General features: G+C 45.5%; 1 protein-coding gene. It reads left to right on the plus strand.

Features of this window, described 5'->3' with window-relative positions; all coding sequences use genetic code 11:
* A partial coding sequence (locus tag HC176_RS18345; RefSeq protein WP_167920425.1) for a glycoside hydrolase domain-containing protein occupies nucleotides 1-330 on the plus strand: 330 nt, incomplete at both ends.

A 330-nucleotide genomic window follows, 5' to 3' on the forward strand; every position in this document is an offset into this window, starting at 1 on the left:
TTTCCTGACATAGCCGGAGAAAAGATCAGGATGTATTTTGATTTCGATACCAAAACAAGCAAAGAGTTGCAGGTGAAATTTGCACTCTCCCCGGTAAGCACCCGCGGAGCAGTCGAAAATCTAAAAGCCGAAATCCCGCACTGGAATTTTGGTTCCGTAAAAGCTGAGGCCCGGAAACAATGGAACAAAGAACTCAATAAAATAGATATCGAACCTGCACCCCGAGATGAGAAGATAAATTTCTATACCGCCATGTATCACAGCTTCCTCGGGCCTACCGAATATATGGATGTGGATGGGAAATACCGCGGGCTCGACCAAAACCTTCAT

The sequence above is a fragment of the Tamlana crocina genome (genome assembly GCF_012037625.1).